Raw genomic sequence first — 20,908 nt, forward strand, 5'->3', positions numbered from 1 at the left:
ATTCTAATCGTAATTGTAGTAGTATTTGCAGGTCTTGGATTTATTGTGAGCAGCAAGCTTAAAAGCAAGTTCAAGAAGTATTCACAAACTACCCTTCAAGCCAACCTTTCAGGCGCTGAGATTGCCAAGCTGATGTTGGCAGATAATAATATTCACGATGTAAAAGTAGTCTGCGTGGAAGGTCAACTCACAGATCACTACAACCCGATGAACAAAACTGTAAACTTATCCCCGGATGTGTTTTATGGGCGGAATGCTGCTGCCACGGCTGTCTCTGCTCACGAATGCGGTCACGCGGTACAGCATGCGACTTCCTATGCTTGGCTGAAAATGAGATCTGCACTTGTGCCAATTCAGAACATTTCCGGAAAAATCTTAAACGTAGTTTTGATCGCCTCTCTCCTTGGAGGGTTTGCCTTGGGCTTACCTTACGAGTTCATTGGATATATCGTAGTAGGTGCATATTCAATTATGACTCTCTTTACATTGGTGACACTGCCAGTTGAATTTGATGCTTCCAATAGAGCCTTGGCATGGGTACAAACCAGAAATATCGTGACTCGACCGGAATATGAGATGTCAAAAGACGCGCTTCATTGGGCAGCAATGACTTATGTAGTGGCGGCATTAGCTTCTTTGGCTACTTTGGCCTATTACATATTTGTCTTTTTTGGCAATCGGGATTGATCCAGATCAAAATAAAATTCTGAAAGGGGCAAGTTTTTGCCCCTTTTCTTTTTTAGGGCTATATTTTCGAATTGAAATAAAACCCGAAATATTACTAACCCTATGAATTTTCAACTGACTGAAGAGCATCTGGCGGTACAGGAAGCGGCGCGAGAATTTGCTCAATCGGAACTACTTCCCGGAGTCATAGCGCGCGACACCGAAGCTAAATTCCCACAGGAACAAATTAAAAAAATGGGGGAATTGGGCTTCATGGGTATGATGGTCGACCCAAAATACAACGGTGGCGGAATGGACACTGTCTCCTACGTCATTGCGATGGAGGAATTATCGAAGATAGATGCCTCTGCCTCTGTCTCCATGTCTGTTAACAATTCCCTTGTTTGCTGGGGCTTGGAAAAGTATGGTTCCGAAGCCCAAAAGCAAAAATATTTGACGCGCCTTACCAGTGGTGAGGTCTTGGGCGCATTTTGTCTTTCCGAACCGGAGGCAGGTTCTGATGCTACCTCCCAAAAAACCAGTGCAGCGCTTGAAGGCGACCACTACATCCTTAACGGCACCAAAAACTGGATCACCAACGGTTCTTCCGCGAGTATCTATCTGGTCATTGCCCAAACTGATGCAAGTCTGGGACATAAGGGTATCTCCGTCTTTATTGTAGAAAAGGGTTGGGAAGGATTTGACATTGGAAAGAAGGAAGATAAGCTAGGCATCCGGGGTTCTGACACCCATTCCCTGATGTTCACTGATGTGAAGGTGCCGGTGGAGAACAGAATCGCCGAGGAAGGCTTCGGGTTTACCTTTGCAATGGAAACATTGAATGGTGGAAGAATAGGAATCGCGGCTCAAGCGCTGGGAATCGCCGCAGGAGCATATGAATTGGCTTTGGCCTATTCCAAAGAGCGAAAGTCCTTCGGCAAGCCTATAAGTCAGCACCAAGCTATCCAGTTTAAACTTGCGGATATGGCGACCCAGATTGAAGCAGCAAGACTTTTGGTGTACAAAGCTGCCTGGCTCAAAGATCAAAAAGAAGATTATGCACATGCATCAGCCATGGCAAAGTTATACGCTTCAGAGGTAGCGATGAATGTAACTATTGAGGCGGTTCAGGTCCATGGAGGATATGGCTATGTGAAAGAATATCATGTTGAGCGATTAATGCGCGACGCAAAAATCACCCAGATTTATGAAGGAACTTCAGAAATTCAGCGAATTGTAATTTCAAGAAGAATTCTCAAATAACCCTGGACAAGCTTTTTCAAAGAGGATAATTACAACTAATTATATCTTTTTTTATTTTTTTGCCCTCATTTATAGAATATTCCTGTTCTTCCGTTGGAAAAGTTATATTTTTACATTCCTACTTTTACTTATAAGTCCATGGATTATTACAACAAAGTCATTGAATCAGTACATGTTCGGTTTTTGAAAGGCAATAATTTCAAAATTGAAAAGCCTGTGACTGTGATGAATTATGTGGAAAGTGAGAATACCCTGATTCTGCTGCATCATGGTACGCTAAAAATGGGCGAAGATCAGGAGCTCGTAAATGAAAGCGAGGTTCTATTTATCCCAAAGGGGCAAAAGACTCAACTCACCTTCGGTTCAGGAACCAAAAAGAATGAGCTGGACATGGAGCAGTTTGGAGATACCAAACGAAAATACCTTCAAAGTCTCAGCTTTAAAGAAATCAAGACCACCGAAGAAGACTGCATTTCCCTGATCCAATTTGAATCCAAAGTCTTTGATGTGGTGAATTTTTTCAATTCCCTGGATATTCCACCGTTTATTATCCGGTTTAACGATCGGGTAGCCACTCTGATAGAGGATATCATCAAAGAAATAGAAGTAAACAGCGTCGGAAAAGAACGCTCACTTAAAGCCCAAACGGAGGTTTTGGTGATAGAGCTTTTGCGTCATATTTTGAAGAACAGACTTTTCACCGAGGAACTTTCGACCAACTCGACCTATTTCAAAGACCCTCGTTTGATTGATCTTTTTAATTGCATCAAAGCAAATATCGGTGGAGATCTTTCCAATAAAGTTTTGGCAAAAGTAGCCAATGTCTCTGAAGACTATGTGGGTCAATATTTTAAGATGTTGACCGGTATCAATCCTCAGGATTACATTGAATATCAGCGTATGGAAGCTGCGGTGGAATTGCTCCGTACCTCCAAAAAATCCATTCGGGACATCGGAAAAGAAGTCGGATACAAGGATACCGCTTACTTCTGTCGTCGGTTTAAGATGATGTATGGTGTGCCTGCAGGCAAAATGCGAAGGAGGGAATCCTTAATTAACAGTCAATGAGTGATTGTACCATCGCTTAAGATCTAAGACCTCGTACAAAAATCCGGGGTCTTTCTCAATAGAATTGCCCAAAACAACCAAATCTGCTCCAGCCATAAAAGCAGATTTTACTTTTTCGGAATTTGACAATCCTCCTCCCACGATTACCGGGGATTTTACTGCCTCTTTAACGGCCGAAATTATGGTTGCACTTACCGGAATGCTGGCTCCACTCCCGGCATCGAGGTAGAAGTAGCGCATACCGAGAAATTTGCCCGCCAAAGCTGTGGCTTTGACAAATTCAGCATCTTCATTAGAAAGAGGCATCGTCTGGCTTACTGAATGCACACTTAAAAGCTCTCCATTGTTAACTAAAATGTACCCGGTAGGCAAAACTTCCAAACCGGATTGTTTGACTTTTGCCGCTGCTTGAACTTGATGCGAAATAAGATATTCGGGATTTCTTCCCGATATCAGTGACATAAAGAGGATCGCGTCAGCTTGATCAGACAATTGAAGATAAGACCCGGGAAAAATGCAAATCGGGATATCTCCACTTACTTTTTGGAGTAATTGAATGGTCTTTTCAAAATTTGAAGAAGAAGGACTACTCCCCCCAACCAAAATTAAATCCAGGCCGGAATCCTTTACCCGATCAAATTGATCAAAGTCAGAATCCTTTTCAGGATCCACCAGCCAAGCGATTCCCTTTTGTTGAGTTTTTGAAAGATTTTTGAGAAGTCTACTGACTCTTTTCAATTTCTTTGTCTTCATCTGCGGGAACAAAAATCATGTTATAAATTTTGTCTTTCGCCAGGGCAAGACCCAAGATCAACAGGCGCTGTGTTAAATTGGGCCAAAAAGTTGACTGCTTGGAACTCATCAAACGGGTTCTGATATCCTCATTGAGCAGACCTTCTTTCTCTAAAACTTCCATCGCTCTGATGGTATCTATTTTCACACGCTTCTTTCGGGTCGATTTGACAATGCCGTATCCGATTACTACACCAACAGCCACCACTGCACCAAATTTCAACCAATCTTCGGAGTCCTTTTTGAGCAGTTCTATCTGCTTGGCGAGGGTTTGCTCTAATTCTTCAGACTTACTTTCAAGGTAATTGCTCATCGTCATTTTCGTTTTTGTTTCGCTTCATTTTAAAAATAAAATTGTTCAACAGCCCTTCGGTTTTTTTCTGTATCTGTAAAGAATCCTTCGTTTGAAATAACAGTATGACAACCATAAAGTAAATCATGGCCACAATTAAAAATCCCAGATAGGGGCTTTTGGTAACTTGACTCAAGAAGAAGGCCAAGGAAAGTGACAAAAACAAAAAAACAAGCAAAAGCAAACTTCCCATCAAAATCAACAAGATAATTCGGGACAATATTTCGACAAATTGCTTTTGAATTTCTTGCTTTACTAGTCCTACCCGAGTTTCAACGATCCCTTTCACAGTCTCGATGATGTGGCTTATTTTCAACATAACTTAAGCTTTTATCTAATGTTCTAATATACTGGAAAACTTAGGTCCAAAAAAATAAGACGGCTTCCCTTTACTCTGCTTCTTTGTAGAATTTAAACCTCAAAACCAACTCCAAAGCCATCAAAATAGCTTGATTGACTGGATATTGATTAGCCAAAGACTGATCCACATCTGCCAAACGGGTATAATAAGCTGCCGCAATAGGGATTTCCATGTTTAAGTTGATTCGTGAAGATGTCAGGGAAAAAGCTTCTTGTTTTTCCGCTTTCAGGATTTTGCAGGTGATGAGATCCTTTTGTCCATACTTGGTTTTGCGGGCAGATGCTCCAAAAAGTCTACAGATCAATCCTCTATTTGAATAATTACCACAATATCCTTTCGTAGGGTCATCCTTTTGCGAACGGTAAACGATGCAGTTGCCTAATTGGTCCTGAAGAGCGAGTTGATTGGCTATTTCTTCGGCTATTCCTTTTTCATAGAGATCAAATGCAAGTGGCAGAAATTCCAAGGGTGAGGCTGGAATTTCTGGATTTGCGCAACAAAATCCGCAACCGAATACACAACCCATCCCTGACTCAGCATGGAATTGCCGCGATTCATCTTCCAATGCCTGAAAGAGTTCTCGGACTGCCTCGGATTTTTCAAATAAATTCATTTATAAATCATTCAGAAAACAAAAGTAGTGGATGTTACTCCCATAAAACCCTTTGTCTCTTGCATTTTTTCTCATTGACTATCAGCTTCTTAAAAGTCAAAGCCCGGAAGACACCACCTTTTCAAGCTTAGAATCGTTTTTTTGAGGGAATAAAACGAATTAACATGAGCAATTTAGAAGACAACAAGGCCGAAGAACGGATCAAACGAGCTTTTAAAGAACGCGACTGGAGTGAAATCAGAAGCGAGGATTCTTGGGCTATTTTTAAAGTAATGTCAGAATTTGTGGAAGGCTACGAGAAGCTCGCGAAGATAGGGCCCTGTGTTTCAATTTTCGGGTCTGCTCGGACTCCACGCGACCATGAATATTACATGATGGCAGAAGAAATCGCTGCAAAGCTGGTCCGACACGGGTATGGCGTAATCACCGGAGGTGGACCGGGAATTATGGAGGCCGGTAACAAAGGGGCTTACTCTGAAGGTGGCAAATCTGTGGGATTGAACATTGTCCTGCCTTTTGAACAATTCAACAACATCTACATCGATCGGGACAAACTTCTCACTTTCGATTACTTTTTTGTGCGAAAGGTTATGTTTATGCGCTATGCTCAGGGATTTGTAGTGCTTCCGGGTGGTTTCGGAACATTGGATGAACTTTTCGAAGCGTTTACCTTGATCCAAACCAATAAAATCGGGCGCTTCCCGATTGTACTTGTGGGTAAATCCTTCTGGGAAGGATTGATAGATTGGATAAAAAAAACCCTACTCGCAAAAAATAATTTCATCAAAGAGGAAGATCTTGACTTATTCTCAGTGGTGGATAATGCTACCGACGCGGTCAAAGTGATTGACGAGTTTTACAGCAAATATTTATTGAGTCCAAACTTTTGATTAAGCGGCGGAACTCAACATGTAGAGGCTGTCTCAAATGGCCTGATTTGTGTCAGCCTGAGCACCTGACCAACGAGAGTTGGGCAGTACGAAGGCCAGTAGAAGCGAATACAGACGCATTTCTACTTCGCTACCGATGATGTAAGGTATTTTGGCAGCTGAATGTGTGTCATTCCGAGCAGAGTCGAGGACCTTTCGACTCTGCTCAAGGTGACAAACTGCAGGTATGAGACAGCCCCTTGTTCCTGAACTTAGCTGTTGTCAACCTACTTTAAGCCTCAATTCTCCTTGCCTTTTCACAACCTTAAGCTCAAAATACTGGTTGATGAAAGCCTTACAGTGGTTTTCTGCCCACTCTGCCCTGGATTCGGTATCGTAAAGCAGGGTCATTCTAAGCATGGTTTTGACATATTGTTCATGCTGACCGAGCTCTCGGAGCCACGCGATAAAGCACGCTTCCCATTCTTCCTTAAACTTGTCAAAATGAGTCCGTCCATCAAAAAGTAGCTCAAGTTGATTGTCTCTGTTTTTAAACCGATAGATCCCGCAGAGCTGACGGTAAATCAACCTCACCCGATCAGAGGGGAATTGGAACGTATCCAAAATCTTGGCGTAAGTCTGATCCATCAATTGAAGTGGATTGTATAAATAAGTATAGGACCGCTTCAACTCATAGATCATCTGATCCAACAATTCTTCTTCCAAGACAAATTGGGCTTGTCTGAGAATATAATTTTTGTCAAGCGGGAAAAGTTTATCTATCATGCAGCTATCAAGGTTCTTGCAAAAGTACAGTTTATCTTTTTAATCTCGAAAGAAGTAAATAGAAAGTACAGGATCTATCCCAATCGGATTATGGAATTTTTATTTTCTTTTCAAGAATCTTGGAGGATTTTACATTCACCAATCCGCAGGCCGTCTTGCTTGATATGCTGACATTTGATCCAGCAGATCCACGGGGTCATCGGATATGATCAGCATTTCTTCCTGTTCCGGATACAGAAAGCCCTCATCCATGGCATGATTCAGGAATTCAATCAACTTATCAAAATACCCATTCACATTATATAATGCGAGCGGCTTTTGAATATAATAGAGTTGATTCAAGGTCATAATCTCAAAAAGTTCTTCCAGTGTTCCAATACCTCCCGGCATTGCGATAAATCCATCTCCCCGCTCCGCCATCAGCCACTTACGGTCACGCATCGTCTCTACAATTATCAACTCCGTGCAACCGGTGTGCGCCACTTCCCTATCCACCAGTTTTTGCGGAATAATCCCCAATACTTCCTTTCCTGCAGCCAGCATTTCATCTGCAATCACTCCCATCAAACCGACACGGCCAGCCCCGTAAACCAAGGAATGATCCCGCTTGATCATCTCCAGAACCAAGGCGCGAGCCCCTGCCTCGTAGACACTGTTAGTACCCTTTTTTGAGCCGCAGTAAATCGTGATTTTCTTCATGCCCCAAAATACAAGTTTTTGCTAATAAGGATAAGAAAGCCATTTCAATGAAGACAAGAAAAAACAGGATTACCCGAAATTCTGCCAGTAGATCAAGAAGAAACTTGGAATTGACGGGGTTCGTTTTATCGAACTTCAAACCTTAGTTCCCTTGACTATTGGCAAGAAAAACGATTTACAGCATAAAAAACGTTAGCTAAAGACCGAATAGACTCTGCCTTGGCTTTTTAAAAATCAATTTGAGCAGCTCTTCCCAAATTCTCTGAAACCTTTGCAGTACATTTCCATGTAGTTCCCAAAATTAATTGTGTATGAAAATCTGCTTTGCAACCAATAATTCCAAGAAAATTGAAGAAGTGAAAGCAGCCCTAGGGCCTGGCTTTGAAATCGTATCCCTTCAGGAAATTGGCTGTACTGAAGAACTTCCTGAAACCGGCGATACCCTGGATTACAATGCATTTGAAAAAGCCCGGTTTGTCAAAGACAATTTCGGTGTCGATTGCTTTGCCGATGACACCGGACTGGAAGTGGAAGCTTTGGGAGGGGAACCGGGTGTTTATTCGGGGAGATTTGCCGGTGAACCAAGAAGCGATGAGCGGAATATCGAATTGCTTTTGAAAAAAATGCAGGATAAAAGTAACCGAAAAGCCAAGTTCCGAACTGTGATTGCATTGATTTTGGATGGAAAGGAATATTCCTTTGAGGGAACAGCCAAAGGGGAGATTTTGGAAGAAAAAGTAGGTTTTGGTGGCTTTGGGTATGATCCAGTCTTCAGACCTGAAGGATTTACAAAGACTTTCGCAGAGTTGACTTTAGCAGAAAAGAATGAAATAAGTCATCGTGGAAAAGCTGTCAAGGCTTTGATTTCATTTCTAAGCAATAGAAAATTCTGAGATCAAGCTTAAATCCTTTAACTTTGGCGCCAATGAAAAAACCATTCATCGTCGGGATCACGGGAGGTTCTGCCTCTGGCAAAACATTATTTTTAGAGCGATTGCTCAGCAGTTTCGAAACCGATGAAGTCTGCCTCATCTCTCAAGACAACTATTATAAGCCCCGTCACCTGCAACCCATTGATGCGCAAGGTGTTCATAATTTTGACACGCCACATAGCATCGATTTCGAGCAGTATGCAGCAGACATTCGAAAAATCCAAGATGGGGAAACAGTTCTCCGAGAGGAATACACATTCAATAATGCTGCTAAGACGCCTAAAATATTGAGTTTTGCGTCTGCACCTGTGGTTGTGGTTGAGGGGATTTTCGTGCTTTACTATCCGGAATTAGCAGATCTTTTGGATTTAAAAATTTTTATTGATGCTAAAGATCACATCAAATTAAAACGTCGAATCATCCGGGACAAAATAGAGCGGGGCTATGATTTGGATGATGTACTGTATCGCTACGAGATGCATGTAATGCCAACTTATGAAAAATACATTAAGCCATTCAAAAACGAAGCAGATCTTATTGTGCCTAACAATTCCAGCTTTGACATGGCCTTGGATGTGATTCGAACTTACCTGCGGGCCAAATCGGGCAAATGATCCAAAAAAATTAAAGCAAAAGACGTGATTTTCAAATAATGTCTATATTTGCCTCGCAAGAAATAAAGCATCTCAATGATGACATACACTGAGATACTCTTAATCAATGCGAGATTCCAGCCCGATTATCGGGACAGGTGTTGACTTTGAATAGCAGAACATAAACAAGTGAAAAACAGGTTAATCCATAGCAATCTATTCCAGCAGCGATTCACGCTGTTGATGGCTTTGCTTTTTTGCCTGTTTATTTCCAGCGTGGAATATGTGCCTCAGAATAGCGAATCTTCCCAGACTGAGCAAGCCTCCAAAAATCAGGATCAGACTTTCATTAATGTTGCTGTTGACGCGGTAGTCCCTTTTGTGCTTCATGTAGCTGATACGGTATTGTATCTGATCTATCAGGTTTTCAGCTTTGAATTCGAGATCCCAAGTCTGCAGGCCGTCTCCGCATACTACCCAAATCAGTTGGTAGAAATTCTTTTTGAGCGGATCATATCTACCAAAGGCCCCTGAAATCCACCTTTTTCTGTCTGATAACCCCAGCTAAATCTATTTTGGTTTAGCATCCCCTTGTATTTCTTAATCAATTTAACTTTCCAATCCTTATGCAAAACAAAGGTATCATTGTGTTTTTGACAGTGATTGTTACAGTGCTCTGCCTGTACTATCTGTCCTTCACACTCGTATCGAATGGTGTCCAAAAGAAAGCTGAAGCTTTTGCTACGGACACTTCCGGCAATATTGACTTTGCCAAAAAAAGAGCCTACCTAGACTCCGTATGGAGAGAGCCAGTTTACAGTTTTCTGGGTGGTAGTTTCACTTATCAGGAAATCAAAGAAACCGAACTTGGTTTGGGTCTTGACCTCCAGGGAGGTATGCATGTCACTTTGGAGGTGTCTCCAGTGGAAATCGTCAAAGGACTTGCCGGAAATCCAAAGGATGAGGCCTTCAATAAATCTGTAGCGGAAGCCCGTGAAGAGGCAAAAACCTCAAATACAAGATATGTAGACCTCTTTTACGCGGCATTTCAACGAAATAATCCAGGTAAATCACTGAGCAGCATTTTTGCTACCGCTGCCAACAGAGGCCGAATCTCTTTGGAAACTACGGATTCTGCTATTCTTGATATCATCAATACCGAGGTTGAAAATGCCATCGGAAGATCATTCAACATTCTCAGAACCCGTATTGACCGATTCGGAACTTCTCAGCCAAACATCCAGCGAATTGCAGGTTCTGGCCGAATCCAAATCGAACTTCCGGGCGTTGACAATCAGGAGCGGGTAAGAAATATGCTTCAAGGCGTGGCAAAGCTTCAGTTCTGGGAAGTCTTGGAACTGAACGAATACGGAGGATCCATCGAAACGATCAATACCACTTGGGTTGCTGATCAGAAAGCAAGTCCAGCTTCAGTTGACACGACAGCGATGGAAGAACTTTCTGCGGAAGATTCACTCAAAAATGCCTTGGAGAAACAATTGGAACAACTGGACCCGGCAAAAAGCGCAACGAATGTCTCTCCTTTGATCAGCTTATTAAAAGGCAATGGTTTAGTATATGATGTTCGTGACACGATCACAATCAATAGAATCATTAAGAATGAGCGGTACAAATCATTTCTTCCAAGAGATCTGAAGCTCCTTTGGGGTGTAAAGCCCGTCAAAGCTGAGGATGGATCTGAATTGTTGGAACTTTATGCCATCAAGACCACGCGAGGAAGTGACCAAGCTCCTCTTGAAGGAGATGTGGTAACTGACGCAAGACAGACCTTGGATCAAACTTCCCGTCCGGCTGTATCCATGCAAATGAATGCGGATGGAGCAAGAAAATGGAGAAAACTGACAAGTGAGAATATCGGTAGAAGAATCGCTGTTGTATTAGATGACTATGTCTACACGGCTCCTGTGGTAAACGGAGAAATCCCCAACGGACAATCTGAAATCTCAGGTAACTTCAACATTCAAGAAGCTCAGGATTTAGCAAATATTCTAAAATCAGGATCCCTTCCTGCGCCTACTCAAATCGTGGAGGAAAGCATCATCGGCCCTACACTTGGTAAAGAAGCACAAAGTCAGGGTGTGTTCTCCATGATTGCCGGATTGGTACTTGTTGTGCTTTTCATGGTAGCCTATTACGCCAAAGGCGGTCTGGTAGCTATCGCGGCATTGGTATTCAACATCTTCTTTATTCTTGGAATCCTTGCTCAATTGGGTACTGCCCTGACATTGCCCGGTATTGCCGGTATTGTCTTGACCATCGGTATGTCGATTGATGCTAACGTCTTGATCTTCGAACGAATCAAAGAAGAACTAAGAAACGGTGTCGGCTTGATGGCCGCGATAAATGCGGGTTACAGCAAAGCTTTCTCTGCAATTCTTGACGGTAACGTGACCACATTCCTCACAGGTGCGATCTTATTTGCCCTAGGACAAGGACCGGTTAAAGGTTTCGCCATCGTATTGATGATCGGTATCGCATGTTCATTCTTTTCATCAGTATTCATCACCCGAGTGATTGTATCATGGATGACTTCTAAGGGAGACAAGAGCAATATCAACTTCACTGCACCATTTGCTAAAAACGCATTGAGTGGGCTGAATATCGACTTCATGGGCAAAAGAAAATTTGCTTACATCATTTCAACCTCAATCATTGTAATCGGACTTGGTATTGCAGCGGTCAACGGATTAAAATTCGGTGTTGACTTCACCGGAGGTCGCTCTTACATCGTTGCCTTTAATGAGGCTGTAGTGCCATCTGACTTGAAAGTGGGTCTTGACGGAGAATTTGACGGTTCGGTAGAAGTGAAAACTTACGGTTCAACTAACACCCTTAAAGTCACCACGTCATACCTCATCAATGAGGATGATGATGCGTCCAACAGAGAAGTGGAGTCCAAAGTAAAAGAAGGAATCACTACAGTAACCGGATTTACTTTCGTAGATAACCCAGAGCAAATCGGTGCAGGGCAATTCTCCATCACCGGATCGTCCAAAGTAGGGGCTACCGTAGCGGATGACATCAAGGCTTCCTCAGCAGAAGCGATGATTGCGGCACTTATCGCCATCTTCCTTTACATTCTGTTGAGATTCCGTAAGTGGCAGTTCTCCCTAGCTTCAATTATCGCATTGGTTCACGATACCATGTTTGTGATTGCAGCTTTTGCGATTGCCAGTGCATTCGGAGCCACATTTGAGATTGATCAGGTATTCATTGCCGCCATGCTTACTGTAATTGGCTATTCCATCAATGATACCGTAATCGTGTTTGACCGTATTCGGGAAAACATTGAAAGCCGTGGGACTAACAAACTGGTAAAGGTATTCAACGATTCGATCAATCAGACATTAAGTAGAACCTTGATCACCTCCTTCACGACCTTGATTGTGGTGATTGTCTTGCTACTGTTCGGAGGTGAAGTATTGAGAGGTTTCTCGTTCGCATTGTTCGTTGGGATTGTAGTAGGTACGTATTCTTCTATCTACATTGCTACTCCTATCGTGGTGGATTTGATGAAACGAGAAATTGAAAATGAAGGCGCAGCAGCACCAAAAGATGCTAAAAAAGTTGCCTAAACTGTATAATTCATAACTATTCAAAGGAGCGGGAGTCATCTCGCTCCTTTTTTTTATCCTATCCCGGCAAAATGCATTATCTTTTGAAACTATTTATTTTTAATTCAACGCATATCAAACCAACCCAAAATGAAAATCAGTAAGAAGGATTTCGAGGAAATGCAGAAGAAGTACAAACAGGAAGTAGGACAGGGAAAACCCGGCAAAAACCCAAAAGGTGATGTCACCAAACAAACGGAATGGGTTTTCTTTGATCGGGATACACTTCAAAATCTACTGGATCAAGCTGACCAAGACGGAAAAACGGGCGGAATAAAATTCTACCTTACTGAGTACACCGAGGAATTAGCCAAAAAGTGGCATCCAACCGAACCGAATAGCTATAGCGGAGGGATCACACTTGTTCTTAAGGCAGCAAACCTCAAGGATGGCAAGCCTGTAGACGTGACCGACAGCGAAGTAGCCGGCGAAGAGTATGAGAATCGCGGGATAAAATGTCCACCTACTTGTCAATAATAGTTTATCACGAAAAATGCTTTCATTTTGGGATAGAGTAAATAATTGGTACTTCATCAGTATATCCTGTATTTTAATTCTGGCATTGCTTTTTTTCTTTTTTCTAGACAAAGAAAAAAAAGGAAAACCCGAATTTTACCTTCCATTTTGTTTGATAATTCTCACTGTATTTTATGAATATTTAGCTGCAGTAACTGTACATTTCAAAGAAGTCAACAAATGGCTTTATCAGGTTTTCAATTACACATACGAAAACAATTACAACCTCTGGGTCTATAACTTCTTTGGTGCGCACCTTACCTCACTGCTCTTTTTAGCGCTGATCTATCAATACTTATTCAGTCCCCTCAAAAAGAGAATTGTAAAGGGTTTGTCTCTATTGTTTATTATCTCATATGTGGTATTTCAGGTATTGGGAATTGAATCGATATTTGAGCAACAAGCATACTCTATTTTGGTGGGAGATTCTGCTGTAATCATTGTTTGTGGATTTTATTTCATGGAGCTGATCTCCCATCCTGAATATTCGGAAATCAATCCAATAAAAGCCTTTTCGTTTTGGCAGGTAACTGCAATTTTATTTAACGACACCCTTAAATTTTTACTTGAAATTTCCTTTAATTATATTATTAGCGTTAGCATGAATCTAATGGCATCTTTATACATAATTTCCATGCTGACATGGTTAATGGTATTGTGTTCTTTTTTAGTCCCTATTATCCTAAACACCCGTTTTTTCGCCCCAAAAGAATTGTCATATGAGTGAGCAGGAAAGCCAAATCGCTTTGATTTTTTTTGGAGGAGCTTTTCTCGCCATACTGATGTCTACATTCATTGTTTCGATGGTAGTACTTCATAGGCAGCGGCAGGTACAGAATCGACAGAAACTGGATCATCTCAAAACCGAATATGAAAAAACCATTCTGAATATTGAGAATGAAATCCAACAGGAAACACTCACCCATATCGGACGAGAACTGCATGACAATATTGGCCAACTGTTATCATTGGCCAAACTGAACCTCAATTCCACCAAACCCGAAAAACAAGCCGAAGGCAAAACGTACATCAATCAAATCATAAAAGAAGTAAGATCGCTGTCTAAAACTTTAAATTTAGATTGGGTAGAATCAGTCACATTGGAAGATTTTATTCAACAACAATTAGATAAAATTCAGGGTACCGGATTCTGTCAAACTTCTCTCGACTCAGATTTTTCGTTCCAGGAATTAAAAAAAGATCAAAAACTGGTACTTATCCGAGTCATTCAGGAGTGTCTTAACAATGCAATAAAACATGCACAGCCTGATCATTTAACGATTCAAATGGCTAAAAACGGCGCTTTCAGAGAAATCAACATCATAGACGATGGACTTGGGTTTGACACCAATCAAAAATCAGAGGGAAGTGGAATGTTTAATCTTACCAAACGAATGGAAACTATCGGAGGAACATTTAAACTGACATCTACAGTCGGAAAAGGCACACGCATCACTTTGTTGTTGCCTTTATGAATTAAGTGTTTTACTTTCCGTAGTCTTTAGTAAATCTCCCTCAGCTAACAAACCTAATCACCTTCCTACAAAATGATCCGAATCGCACTAGCCGATGACCATAAATTATTTGCCAAAGGACTGGAGGGACTCATAGAGGAGCACGAGGGATTTTTGGTCACGGGCTTATTTCCCAATGGAAAAGAGCTGCTTGAATTTTTGGACAAGGAAGAAGTCGATCTCGTGCTGACAGACCTCAATATGCCTATCGTCGATGGATTCGGAGTGCTCCGCCACTGCAAAAAACACCATCCGGAACTGAAGGTGGTCGTATTATCCATGTACGATGAAGAAAAGATTTTTAAAGAATGTATGCAATTGGGCGCTGATGCCTTTATCCTGAAAGATGCCGATCCTGATGAACTGATCTTTACCATCATTGAAGTGTATGAAGGACGATATCTTGTAGACTTCAACCGAGTCATCCAACAAGCGAATCTGACACCTTTTTTTGATGCATTCCGTGAGCGATATCGACTTTCGAGACGGGAAACTCAGATCCTGAAAATGATCAGTGATGGAATGCTCAATCGGGAAATTGCCGAAGAACTAAGTCTGAGTGTTCAAACCATCGAGACACACCGAAAAAACATCCATCAAAAACTTCAAGTCACTTCACGCGTCGAGTTGATCAAAAAAATCAACGAAATGCATCTATAAGCTCTATTATGAATAAGCCCATTCGCACCGCTTTAGTCGGCTATGGCTCTGTAGCCGAAAAAATGCATGCTCCCTTGATTTCAGTGTGTCCTGACTTGGATTTGGTGGGAGTGGTGGAGCGAAATAGTACAAAATGTGGGGAGAAATTCCCCAATGTGAGGACGTTCAAAAGCCTGGAGGAATTGCTTGACGCTGACTTTGCAGACTTGATCTGTATCACTACGCCCAATGAGTTTCACTATCCCATGGCCAAGCAATGTCTGCTCGCCGGAAAGCACGTCGTAGTGGACAAACCCGTCACGATCTATTCCCATGAAGCAGAAGAACTGGAGAAAATCGCCAAAGAAAGAAATCTGATTTGCAGTGTCTTTCATAACCGACGCTACGACGGGGATTTCCGCACCCTGCAAAAACTTGTCGCTGAAAATACACTCGGAGATTTAGTCTATTTGGAGTCGCATTTTGACCGATTCAGGCCACAGGTTTCTGAAAACTGGCGTGAAAAGGCCGTACCCGGAAACGGCATTACCTTCGATCTGGGTTCACATCTGATAGACCAAGTCGTTTTGCTTTTTGGAAAGCCGGACTCCATCTTCGCAGACATCCAAAAACAGCGAAAAAACGCCATTGCAGACGATTATTTCGATATTTCACTTTTCTATCCAGCTTTCAAAGCCCGGGCGACAGCAGGTGTTTTGGTCAATGTCCCGACGCCGAAATTTTTACTTTTAGGGGAAAAGGGAAGTTTTCAAAAGTTCTTTTTAGACGTGCAGGAGCAAGCCTTCAAAGATGGGAAGAAGCCCGAAGGAGTCAATTGGGGAGTAGATCCTGAGGATCGCTGGGGAAAACTCTTTTTCGAAAATGAGACAGTTGCCCTTCCAACTTTGCCCGGAGACTACCGGATTTTTTATCAAAATGTTGCGGATGCAATTTTGAAAGACACGCTCCTTCAAGTGACTTTGCCTCAGACTATATCCGTGCTGAAAATCATTGAGGCTGCATTCACAAGTGCAAGAGAAGGAAGGAAAATCTCGAGTGTCGAGGGAGGTTGGTAACTATCTTGGCTTGGACTTTGTCTAGTTCAAATTGTTCAACCAACCTTATACCGTATGAAAAAGCTTTTCTTTCTTTCGATTTTCTTAATGGGTTTGATACATGTAGCTCAGGCCCAAGTGAGTGCGGGTATCAACTTTCAAAATACCCGAACCTTTATTACCATAGGCACCGACCCGGATAAGGAATTTTTCGGCGAAGCGCGCTTGGGTTTGGGACGGGCAATCGGACTTGAGTTGATGGGGGCCTATAATTTTGTCAAAAAATCCGACGTCAATGCCTACGTGGGTGTCGGAATTGGTCTTTTTGATCATTATTACCATCGAAGAGACCGATATTACAATGGTACCTACTTGGTAATTCCTTTTGGCGTTTTGATTAAACCTCTGGACAATAAAAACTTCGGGTTTTTGATCGAGGCCGCACCGGTATTCTATGATGAATATGGCAGCTACCTGCGGGGTGGCGTAGGAGTCAAATATACGTTTAGGTAAGAATGGAAGACAGAAGACGGGAGACCGATGCTTCGACTCCGCTCAGCACAAGTGACGGAAGAAGCGGGATTTCATTTTGATTTCACCTCGACTTCCTACCCTCCCTAGAATAAATCATAATTCGGTGGCCGAGCTGCCTGTCCGACGTGGCGGAAAGTCGAGGTCATTTGTCAAAAACAAATGTAAAAAGCCTCCGAACGACAAATTCAGAGGCTTTTTCATTTATAAGAAAATCGTGAACCCAAAGCGTGGATTGATAAGAAATCCAGCTCGGAATTCATATTGGTTGTGATCTGAATCCAGAGAAAATTGAGTTCGTTCATACTGAATAAGATTCGTTTGTATATGAACTCCCAGCTTAGAACTGATTAAGTACTGAAGTCCCAAAATGCCTTGAGCGGATACCGTCTTTCGATATTGGCTCGCTTCCTCACCTGCAGGTTCATTAAAAACAACTCGATTTTTCACCCATGAGAACTCCGATCCCACCTCTGAAAAGAAAGAAAGGCTTTCATTTATTGGCATATACTTACGGATAAAGACACCTGCTCCATAAGTAAACTGATTACTTTTTTTGAATTGATAGGGTATGTTTTGATCGAAATCTTTGTTTCTATTCAAAGTATTTCCCAATAGTCCTGATACTCCTATTGCAAGATTATCCGACACAAAATAGCCCGCTTTAGGATGAAGGGAAAAACCAGAGACTGGATTTGACTTTTCATCCGTATTCGGGAAATAGCTTCTACTTCTTTCAAATCCTGCACTTCCTTCCATTATCCAGGATCCCTTTTGCATTTGAGCTTTTGATTCTATGGACCAAAAGCCAACAGCCAGTATAAGTACTAATAGCTTTCTCATTTCTTATTCAGGAAAAAGTGAGCTCCGATATAAAATGACTGACTATTGAGATTCAGATTAAACGAATTGGTATTCTGATCAGCAAAAGTAGATCCCACTTCATTTCTATTTACTGAGTGTGAAAAAGAAAGCGGATTCATGGATAAATCAACACTCATCCAATTGGTTGGGAAAAATGCCAAGCCCAAAGTGCCTCTCAAATTAAACGCATTCGTACTTCGCTCTGAATTTTGATTCGGGAAGGAAGCAAAAGTCTGTTCGGTTTTTCCGAAACTGTAGCCTAATTCTGCCTGACCATAAAAAGCCACCCATTCCTTTACAGGAAAATACCTTCTTACAAAGGGTCCAAAACCAAATCGATTGAGACCATTTGTAAATTCCTGCCCGTTTATTGTATTTTCAGTCGAAAATGAAAAAATATCTAACACCAATCCAACGACTGTTCGGTCAGAGACAAATACACCAAGGTGGGACTGTTCGTAAAACTGATGGTTTTACTGGTCTGGCCCATCACTCCTATTGGATCTTCTGAAGTAGTTTTCGAAGTCGAATAATTTAGTGTCCCTCCCAGAATCTTATTTCCCTTTTGAAGTTGGGCAAAGCCGCTAAAAGACAACAGTAAAAGTGGTAAAATTAATAAAAGTCGGTGTTTCATATTAGAGCGAGTTAGTTGAAGAATAAGGGAATCAACGAGGGTTGTATTTATTAGTTTTGAAATTCAAAGATTTTCTTAAATAAGGAAGGGATTATTAAATCAAGCTTCCTTTTTTACATAAGTGAATCAGATGAAAGCCAAAAACTCGGTTTATCAGGATTTTAGACTTACCAAGAAATCGGTTCAAATCAATTTGTTTCCTTATTTTTGCGGCCTATGGCAAAGACAGAAACTCCGGGCGAAAACGCTCAATTGAAAGATATTATTTCCCATGCCAAAGAGTATGGTTTTGTGTACCCAAGCTCTGAAATCTACGATGGCCTGCAGGCAGTCTATGACTACGGAGCTTATGGGGTAGAATTGAAAAACAACCTGAAGCGCCTTTGGTGGGAATCCATGACTCGCGTGCAGGACAATATCGTCGGAATTGATGCCTCTATTTTTATGCACCCGACGACTTGGAAGGCTTCCGGCCACGTGGATTCTTTCAACGATCCCATGATCGACAACAAGGACAGCAAAAAGCGCTACCGTGCCGATGTGCTGGTAGAAGAACATGCCGCCAAACTCGAAAAAGAAGGTGAAGCCGAAAGAGGTAAGTCGCTCACTGCAGCCTTAGCTCGATTGCTGGAAGCTGAGGACCTCGACGGCGTACGCGACCTCATCACCAACGAAGGCATCAAATGCCCAATCAGCGGCACGTCCAACTGGACCGATGTGCGTCAGTTCAACCTGATGTTTTCCACACAGGTAGGATCTGTAGCAGAGGATTCCTCCACCATATACCTACGTCCGGAGACCGCGCAGGGCATTTTTGTCAATTTCCTGAATGTGCAGAAGACTGCACGAATGAAGGTTCCTTTTGGAATTGCGCAAATTGGTAAAGCCTTCCGAAATGAAATTGTAGCTCGTCAGTTCATCTTCAGAATGCGTGAATTTGAACAAATGGAAATGCAATTTTTCATTCGCCCTGGCACCGAAATGGACTGGTACGCTTACTGGGCTGAGACACGGATGAAGTGGCATTTGGCTTTGGGAACACCTGCGGAAAAGCTCAAAAAACACGATCACGAAAAACTCGCCCATTATGCCAATGCAGCGATGGACATCGAATTTGAATTTCCATTTGGCTTCAAAGAAGTAGAAGGTATCCACTCCCGAACTGACTTTGACTTGAAATCCCATCAGGAATATTCCAAGAAAAAGCAGCAGTACTTCGATCCGGAGATCAATCAAAACTATATCCCGTATGTGATCGAAACCTCGATCGGGGCGGATCGACTGTTTTTGTTGACACTTTGCAATGCTTACACAGAGGAGACTTCGGAGGAAAAGAGCAGAACCTATCTAAAGTTCCATCCTGCCATTGCTCCGGTGAAGGCAGCCATTCTTCCGATTGTGAAGAAAGATGGACTTCCTGAAAAAGCCCAAGAGATCGTAGACCTACTGAAGTATGATTTCAACATCATTTATGAGGACTCCGGATCAATCGGAAAGCGCTACACCCGTCAAGACCTGATCGGAACGCCTTTCTGCATAGCGGTCGATCATCAGACTTTGGAAGACAATATGGTGACTATCCGTCACCGCGACACCACCGAACAGGAACGTGTGGCAATCTCCGACCTTCACGGTCGAATCGCCGAGGCGACGAGCTTTAGAAGGATATTTGAAAAGCTCTGATTTCGGAACAACGATTTTGGATTAAAAAAGCCATCAGATTGATTTCTGGTGGCTTTTTTTTATAAACTTAAAAATAGGCAATTCCATAATAGGGACAACTTTGACATTTTGATATGGAGAATCCAATTTTAGCAACCTTGTAAAGAACATTTTTCAACACTTCATTCACTCATTTTGGCTGTTCCTCCCAAACCTCAATCAGTCAATAATGATTGAAGCTAGATTCATGTAAATATTTTGACATCATACATCAAAAATTTCATGAAATGTCCATGATCCCGTAGGTACGGGATCACACACTGGGATGATTATCCAAAATGCGAGATTCCCTGTCCGAATACAGGCGGGCATGAGGCCGCTAAAAAACAAATTATAAACAGATGAAAACTACACTGACAATTATTGCACTCGTCTTTTTGACATCTTTTTCCGCATTTTCCCAAATGGAAAACTTAACGGCCAGAAACGGATCCGATTCTTCTTCGATAGTTCCATTTCGAGATATGGAATTACCTTCCTTTGTTGGTGGGCAAGAAGCCTTTATTTCATATATTAAAATGGGTATTGAATATCCCAAGCTACCATTTAAGCAGGGAGTAGAAGGTACAGTATTGGTAAATTTCAGAATTTCCAAACATGGCAAAATCCTCAATCCTTATGTATCTAAAAGTGTTCACCCCGATTTGGATGAAAGAGCACTGGAATTAGTCAAAAACATGCCTGATTGGATTCCTGCCAGTCAAAATGGAAATCCAAGAGAAGTTGGTTATCAGATTCCTATCCGATTTGCTCTTAGAGACTAAAATTTTTAAAAAGTATTTTTGATTTTAAAGGACTGCCGCT

The 20,908-nt window shown here is 42.0% G+C and carries 23 protein-coding genes; 15 read left to right on the forward strand and 8 right to left on the reverse strand.

Features of this window, described 5'->3' with window-relative positions; all coding sequences use genetic code 11:
* The 3 genes from BLQ81_RS12185 (at position 1) to BLQ81_RS12195 (ending at position 2,997) form a co-directional block, all read left to right on the forward strand.
* A complete protein-coding gene (locus tag BLQ81_RS12185) occupies positions 1–687 on the forward strand; it encodes a zinc metallopeptidase (protein WP_092730471.1) in 687 nt (228 codons plus the stop codon).
* A gap of 102 nt (positions 688–789) precedes the next feature.
* Entirely contained in the window at positions 790–1,929 is a 1,140-nt protein-coding gene (locus tag BLQ81_RS12190) for an acyl-CoA dehydrogenase (RefSeq protein WP_092730368.1), read from the forward strand.
* 138 nt (positions 1,930–2,067) lie between these two features.
* Entirely contained in the window at positions 2,068–2,997 is a 930-nt protein-coding gene (locus BLQ81_RS12195; protein WP_092730370.1) for an AraC family transcriptional regulator, read from the forward strand.
* Here the strand turns inward: BLQ81_RS12195 and BLQ81_RS12200 are convergent.
* The 4 genes from BLQ81_RS12200 to BLQ81_RS12215 all read right to left on the reverse strand — a co-directional run bounded on the left by BLQ81_RS12200 (position 2,980) and on the right by BLQ81_RS12215 (position 5,115).
* Positions 2,980–3,750, reverse strand: a complete 771-nt coding sequence (locus tag BLQ81_RS12200; RefSeq protein WP_245693254.1) for a phosphoglycerol geranylgeranyltransferase — start codon at positions 3,748–3,750, stop codon at positions 2,980–2,982. The genes BLQ81_RS12195 and BLQ81_RS12200 overlap by 18 nt on opposite strands.
* Positions 3,719–4,102 (reverse strand): hypothetical protein, encoded by a 384-nt coding sequence (locus BLQ81_RS12205; RefSeq protein ID WP_092730372.1) that lies wholly within the window; start codon positions 4,100–4,102, stop codon positions 3,719–3,721. The genes BLQ81_RS12200 and BLQ81_RS12205 overlap by 32 nt, the downstream gene beginning before the upstream one ends.
* Positions 4,086–4,460, reverse strand: a complete 375-nt coding sequence (locus BLQ81_RS23130) for a phage holin family protein (RefSeq protein WP_092730374.1) — start codon at positions 4,458–4,460, stop codon at positions 4,086–4,088. The genes BLQ81_RS12205 and BLQ81_RS23130 overlap by 17 nt, the downstream gene beginning before the upstream one ends.
* Before the next feature lie 70 nt (positions 4,461–4,530).
* Positions 4,531–5,115, reverse strand: coding sequence for a YkgJ family cysteine cluster protein (locus BLQ81_RS12215; protein WP_092730376.1), 585 nt, complete (start codon positions 5,113–5,115; stop codon positions 4,531–4,533).
* 164 nt (positions 5,116–5,279) lie between these two features.
* Here BLQ81_RS12215 and BLQ81_RS12220 point away from each other — a divergent pair, with 164 nt between their 5' ends.
* Positions 5,280–6,005 (forward strand): LOG family protein, encoded by a 726-nt coding sequence (locus BLQ81_RS12220; RefSeq protein ID WP_092730378.1) that lies wholly within the window; start codon positions 5,280–5,282, stop codon positions 6,003–6,005.
* 261 nt (positions 6,006–6,266) lie between these two features.
* Here the strand turns inward: BLQ81_RS12220 and BLQ81_RS12225 are convergent, their stop codons facing one another.
* Positions 6,267–6,770: a hypothetical protein gene (locus BLQ81_RS12225; RefSeq protein ID WP_092730380.1), complete on the reverse strand. Its 504-nt coding sequence runs from the start codon at positions 6,768–6,770 to the stop codon at positions 6,267–6,269.
* Positions 6,771–6,905: 135 nt separating this feature from the next.
* Positions 6,906–7,469, reverse strand: coding sequence for an LOG family protein (locus BLQ81_RS12230; protein ID WP_092730382.1), 564 nt, complete (start codon positions 7,467–7,469; stop codon positions 6,906–6,908).
* A 311-nt stretch (positions 7,470–7,780) separates the two neighbouring features.
* Here BLQ81_RS12230 and BLQ81_RS12235 point away from each other — a divergent pair, with 311 nt between their 5' ends.
* From BLQ81_RS12235 to BLQ81_RS12280, 9 genes are all read left to right on the forward strand, one after another.
* Positions 7,781–8,362, forward strand: a complete 582-nt coding sequence (locus BLQ81_RS12235) for a non-canonical purine NTP diphosphatase (protein WP_092730384.1) — start codon at positions 7,781–7,783, stop codon at positions 8,360–8,362.
* A gap of 32 nt (positions 8,363–8,394) precedes the next feature.
* A complete protein-coding gene (gene udk, locus BLQ81_RS12240) occupies positions 8,395–9,015 on the forward strand; it encodes a uridine kinase (protein WP_092730386.1) in 621 nt (206 codons plus the stop codon).
* A 168-nt stretch (positions 9,016–9,183) separates the two neighbouring features.
* Positions 9,184–9,528 carry a hypothetical protein gene (locus BLQ81_RS12245; protein WP_139183627.1) on the forward strand — a complete coding sequence of 115 codons (345 nt, stop codon included), beginning with the start codon at positions 9,184–9,186 and terminating at the stop codon, positions 9,526–9,528.
* A 92-nt stretch (positions 9,529–9,620) separates the two neighbouring features.
* Positions 9,621–12,590 (forward strand): protein translocase subunit SecDF, encoded by a 2,970-nt coding sequence (secDF, locus tag BLQ81_RS12250; protein ID WP_092730390.1) that lies wholly within the window; start codon positions 9,621–9,623, stop codon positions 12,588–12,590.
* A 129-nt stretch (positions 12,591–12,719) separates the two neighbouring features.
* Positions 12,720–13,106 (forward strand): molecular chaperone DnaK, encoded by a 387-nt coding sequence (locus BLQ81_RS12255; protein ID WP_092730392.1) that lies wholly within the window; start codon positions 12,720–12,722, stop codon positions 13,104–13,106.
* 758 nt (positions 13,107–13,864) lie between these two features.
* Positions 13,865–14,620, forward strand: a complete 756-nt coding sequence (locus BLQ81_RS12265) for a sensor histidine kinase (protein ID WP_092730396.1) — start codon at positions 13,865–13,867, stop codon at positions 14,618–14,620.
* A 72-nt stretch (positions 14,621–14,692) separates the two neighbouring features.
* Complete coding sequence (locus tag BLQ81_RS12270) at positions 14,693–15,319, forward strand: response regulator (RefSeq protein ID WP_092730398.1); 627 nt, start codon at positions 14,693–14,695, stop codon at positions 15,317–15,319.
* Between the two features lie 8 nt (positions 15,320–15,327).
* Positions 15,328–16,374 carry an oxidoreductase gene (locus BLQ81_RS12275; protein ID WP_092730400.1) on the forward strand — a complete coding sequence of 349 codons (1,047 nt, stop codon included), beginning with the start codon at positions 15,328–15,330 and terminating at the stop codon, positions 16,372–16,374.
* Positions 16,375–16,428: 54 nt separating this feature from the next.
* Positions 16,429–16,866: an outer membrane insertion C- signal gene (locus tag BLQ81_RS12280; RefSeq protein ID WP_092730402.1), complete on the forward strand. Its 438-nt coding sequence runs from the start codon at positions 16,429–16,431 to the stop codon at positions 16,864–16,866.
* Positions 16,867–17,088: 222 nt separating this feature from the next.
* On the opposite strand, the gene BLQ81_RS12285 is transcribed toward BLQ81_RS12280, so the two are convergent.
* Both BLQ81_RS12285 and BLQ81_RS12290 read right to left on the reverse strand, forming a co-directional pair.
* On the reverse strand, positions 17,089–17,727 hold the full coding sequence (locus BLQ81_RS12285; RefSeq protein ID WP_092730404.1) for an outer membrane beta-barrel protein: 639 nt from the start codon (positions 17,725–17,727) through the stop codon (positions 17,089–17,091).
* Positions 17,724–18,158, reverse strand: coding sequence for a hypothetical protein (locus BLQ81_RS12290; protein WP_175454225.1), 435 nt, complete (start codon positions 18,156–18,158; stop codon positions 17,724–17,726). Before BLQ81_RS12290 ends, BLQ81_RS12285 begins: the two co-directional genes overlap by 4 nt.
* Before the next feature lie 440 nt (positions 18,159–18,598).
* On the opposite strand from BLQ81_RS12290, the gene BLQ81_RS12300 reads away from it, so the two are divergent.
* Both BLQ81_RS12300 and BLQ81_RS12305 read left to right on the forward strand, forming a co-directional pair.
* Entirely contained in the window at positions 18,599–20,065 is a 1,467-nt protein-coding gene (locus tag BLQ81_RS12300; RefSeq protein ID WP_092730410.1) for a glycine--tRNA ligase, read from the forward strand.
* Between the two features lie 380 nt (positions 20,066–20,445).
* Positions 20,446–20,868: an energy transducer TonB gene (locus tag BLQ81_RS12305; RefSeq protein WP_092730412.1), complete on the forward strand. Its 423-nt coding sequence runs from the start codon at positions 20,446–20,448 to the stop codon at positions 20,866–20,868.
* The last annotated feature ends 40 nt before the right edge of the window (positions 20,869–20,908 follow it).

This window comes from Algoriphagus alkaliphilus, assembly GCF_900103735.1.
Lineage (GTDB): Bacteria > Bacteroidota > Bacteroidia > Cytophagales > Cyclobacteriaceae > Algoriphagus > Algoriphagus alkaliphilus.